Source organism: Pseudomaricurvus sp. ABR4_320, assembly GCF_056159445.1.
Window position 1 is genome coordinate 1 of the sequence record NZ_JBSWVF010000092.1, and the last position, 512, is coordinate 512.

The window sequence follows — 512 nt, forward strand, 5'->3', positions numbered from 1 at the left end:
TGACACTTATATCACCGGTGATGTTTCTCTAGCAGTGAGCACGAACAAGTTGGACATCAATGTCGGCTACGATGGCACCGCACTCAAGGTTAACGGCGTTGAGGATGTAACGATTGTTGTTGAAAGTTCTTTCGATGAAAAAATAAGTATCTACGACGCCTATACCTATTCTGATGTTGAATATTCCTTGGCCGACCTGGACAACGAGGATTTATGTCCTATACAGGGCTCCGTTACTGGAGAAAGCGATGGAACGAGCTTTGTCGTCGAATTTAAAAACGCCAGTATCGAAGTAACCAATAGCGGTCAAGCGACTGAAACATTCAGCTGCAATGACGTAATTACCATGTCGGACGAAGCTGTTGAGGAAGATACCTCAGAAGATACGGCGAACGATACAGCAGAAGACACATCAGATGACCTCTATAACCAGGCTTTGGATACTGCAGCTTACGGCAGTGCTGTGCAGTTCAATTACAACATGATGACGCTTTGGGGCATCCCATACTAGG

The 512-nt window shown here is 45.5% G+C and carries 1 protein-coding gene; it reads left to right on the forward strand.

Going from position 1 to position 512, the window contains the following annotated elements:
• A partial coding sequence (locus ACXAFR_RS27500; protein ID WP_475183409.1) for a hypothetical protein occupies window positions 1-511 on the forward strand: 511 nt, incomplete at its 5' end.
• Window position 512: the final 1 nt, after the last annotated feature.